1 rRNA gene is annotated in these 3,336 nt (G+C 47.6%); it reads right to left on the bottom strand.

The features are described 5' to 3' along the window. Positions 1-142 precede the first annotated feature (142 nt). A 23S ribosomal RNA gene (locus DC083_RS10035) occupies positions 143-3,054 on the bottom strand. Positions 3,055-3,336 lie beyond the last annotated feature (282 nt).

Here is a 3,336-nt window from a genome sequence, read left to right on the forward strand (position 1 = left end):
TGCATCTCTGCATTCTATAYCRCACTCCACTCACGAATAAATTTGATTAGTTGGTTAGTAACAGCAAGTTCTCTGTATTCTCTATTGTAACTTTGGAAACGCTCATGTCTCATTGTAAGACAAATTGTCTAAGACCTATTATATGGTCAAGCCTCACGGTCAATTAGTATTGGTAAGCTCAATGCATTACTGCACTTACACACCCAACCTATCAACGTCGTAGTCTTCGACGGACCTTCAGAGGGGTTAAACCCCTAGGGAAATCTTATCTTGAGGAAGGCTTCCCGCTTAGATGCTTTCAGCGGTTATCCCGTCCGTATGTAGCTACCCGGCTATGCCATTGGCATGACAACCGGAACACCAGAGATACGTCCACTTCGGTCCTCTCGTACTAGAAGCAGCTCCTCTCAAATTTCCAACGCCCACGGCAGATAGGGACCGAACTGTCTCACGACGTTCTGAACCCAACTCGCGTACCACTTTAAATGGCGAACAGCCATACCCTTGGGACCGACTACAGCCCCAGGATGTGATGAGTCGACATCGAGGTGCCAAACTCCGCCGTCGATATGAACTCTTGGGCGGAATCAGCCTGTTATCCCCGGAGTACCTTTTATCCGTTGAGCGATGGCCTTTCCATACAGAACCACCGGATCACTAAAACCTACTTTCGTACCTGCTCGACGTGTCTGTCTCGCAGTCAAGCACCCTTTTGCTTTTGCACTCATAAGCCCGATTTCCGACCGGGCTGAGGGTACCTTCGTACTCCTCCGTTACTCTTTCGGAGGAGACCGCCCCAGTCAAACTACCCACCATACAATGTCCTTAGCCCAGATGATGGGCCTAAGTTAGAATTCCAAATCTTTCAGGGTGGTATTTCAAGGATGGCTCCACAACAACTAGCGTCGCTGCTTCTAAGCCTCCCACCTATCCTGCACAAAAAGATTCAAAATCCACTGTAAAGCTATAGTAAAGGTTCACGGGGTCTTTCCGTCTTGCCGCGGGTACACCGCATCTTCACGGCGATTTCAATTTCACTGAGTCTCGGGTGGAGACAGCCTGGCCGTCATTGCGCCATTCGTGCAGGTCGGAACTTACCCGACAAGGAATTTCGCTACCTTAGGACCGTTATAGTTACGGCCGCCGTTTACTGGGGCTTCGATCAAGAGCTTCGCTTACGCTAACCCCATCAATTAACCTTCCAGCACCGGGCAGGCGTCAGACCCTATACGTCCACTTTCGTGTTTGCAGAGTCCTGTGTTTTTGATAAACAGTTGCAGCCAGCTTTTCACTGCGACCTTCCTTAGCTTACTGCGTAAAGCATTCACCTAGGAAGGTGTACCTTCTCCCGAAGTTACGGTACGATTTTGCCGAGTTCCTTCACCCGAGTTCTCTCAAGCGCCTTAGAATTCTCATCCCAACCACCAGTGTCGGTTTGGGGTACGGTTCTCATATCACTATTGCTTAGAAGCTTTTCTTGGAAGCATAGCATCAACCACTCCGGAGCTCGTAAGCTCCTCGCATTCACGTCTCAGTATTAAGATCCCGGATTTGCCTAAGATCTCTACCTACCTGCTTACACTGGCATACCAATCACCAGCTGGTCTAGCTTTCTCCGTCCCTCCATCGCATGATACGAGAGTTCAGGAATATTAACCTGATTCCCATCGACTACGCATCTCTGCCTCGTCTTAGGGGCCGACTCACCCTGCTCCGATTAACGTTGAACAGGAAACCTTGGTCTTTCGGCGTGCGAGTCTTTCACTCGCATTAACGTTACTTATGTCAACATTCGCACTTCTGATACCTCCAACGGCTCTTACGAGTCCATCTTCACAGGCTTACAGAACGCTCCCCTACCACATATATTCTATAATACACATCCGCAGCTTCGGTATATCGCTTGAGCCCCGCTAAATCTTCCGCGCAGGCCGACTCGACTAGTGAGCTATTACGCTTTCTTTAAATGATGGCTGCTTCTAAGCCAACATCCTAGCTGTCTATGCCTTCCCACATCGTTTACCACTGAGCGATAATTTTGGGACCTTAGCTGGCGGTCTGGGTTGTTTCCCTCTCCACAATGGATGTTAGCACCCACTGTGTGTCTCCCATGATAATACTTTCCGGTATTCGGAGTTTGCATCGGGTTGGTAAGTCGGGATGACCCCCTAGCCGAAACAGTGCTCTACCCCCGGAAGTAAATTACATGAGGCGCTACCTAAATAGCTTTCGGGGAGAACCAGCTATCTCCAAGCTTGATTAGCCTTTCACTCCGACCCACAGCTCATCCCCATCTATTGCAACAGATGTGGGTTCGGCCCTCCAGTCAGTGTTACCTAACTTTCAGCCTGGCCATGGGTAGATCGCCTGGTTTCGGGTCTACACCCTGCGACTGGTCGCCCTATTAAGACTCGGTTTCCCTACGCCTACCCTATTCGGTTAAGCTTGCCACAGAATGTAAGTCGTTGACCCATTATACAAAAGGTACGCAGTCACCCTAAAAAGGGCTCCCACTGCTTGTACGTACACGGTTTCAGATTCTATTTCACTCCCCTCACAGGGGTTCTTTTCACCTTTCCCTCACGGTACTTGTTCACTATCGGTCGATTACGAGTATTTAGCCTTGGAGGATGGTCCCCCCATGTTCAGACAGGATTTCTCGTGTCCCGCCCTACTTGTTGATATACCTAGTACCACTGTCTACATTTCGAATACGGGACTATCACCCTCTACGGTCCATCTTTCCATATGGTTCTTCTATATAAACAGCTATCATATATCGGCTACTCCCGGGTCGCTCGCCACTACTGCGGGAATCTCAATTGATTTCTTTTCCTCTGGTTACTTAGATGTTTCAGTTCACCAGGTTCGCTTCCAGCAGCCTATTTTATTCAGCTGTGGATGACAGGGTTTTAAGCCTGTGCGGGTTTCCCCATTCGGACATTTCCGGATCAAAGCTTGATTGCCAGCTCCCCGAAACTTTTCGCAGACTTCCACGTCCTTCATCGCCTGTAATCGCCAAGGCATCCGCCATGTACGCTTATTCACTTGACCATATAATAGGGATTAGACTCATTTTTTAATGAATCGTCCAAACTATATGATTTAATAGCTTTCTAATTCTCCTACGAATGTAACATGATAACGTTTCACTTTAAGTTAACTCATTTTATCAATCTGTCTTCATCAACAATATCTTTCAATACTATTAACTGACAGTCAGTAAAATTGAATACATCGTTTACTTAAGTAATGCAATCTCTCCCGATCTCTCTTTATATCTCAATACTCATTTACCATTCTCATCACGAGAAGAATAAATCAACATTAAGACCC

Origin of the sequence: Ignatzschineria ureiclastica (assembly GCF_003121845.1) — a bacterium.
Taxonomy (GTDB): Bacteria; Pseudomonadota; Gammaproteobacteria; order Cardiobacteriales; family Wohlfahrtiimonadaceae; genus Ignatzschineria; species Ignatzschineria ureiclastica.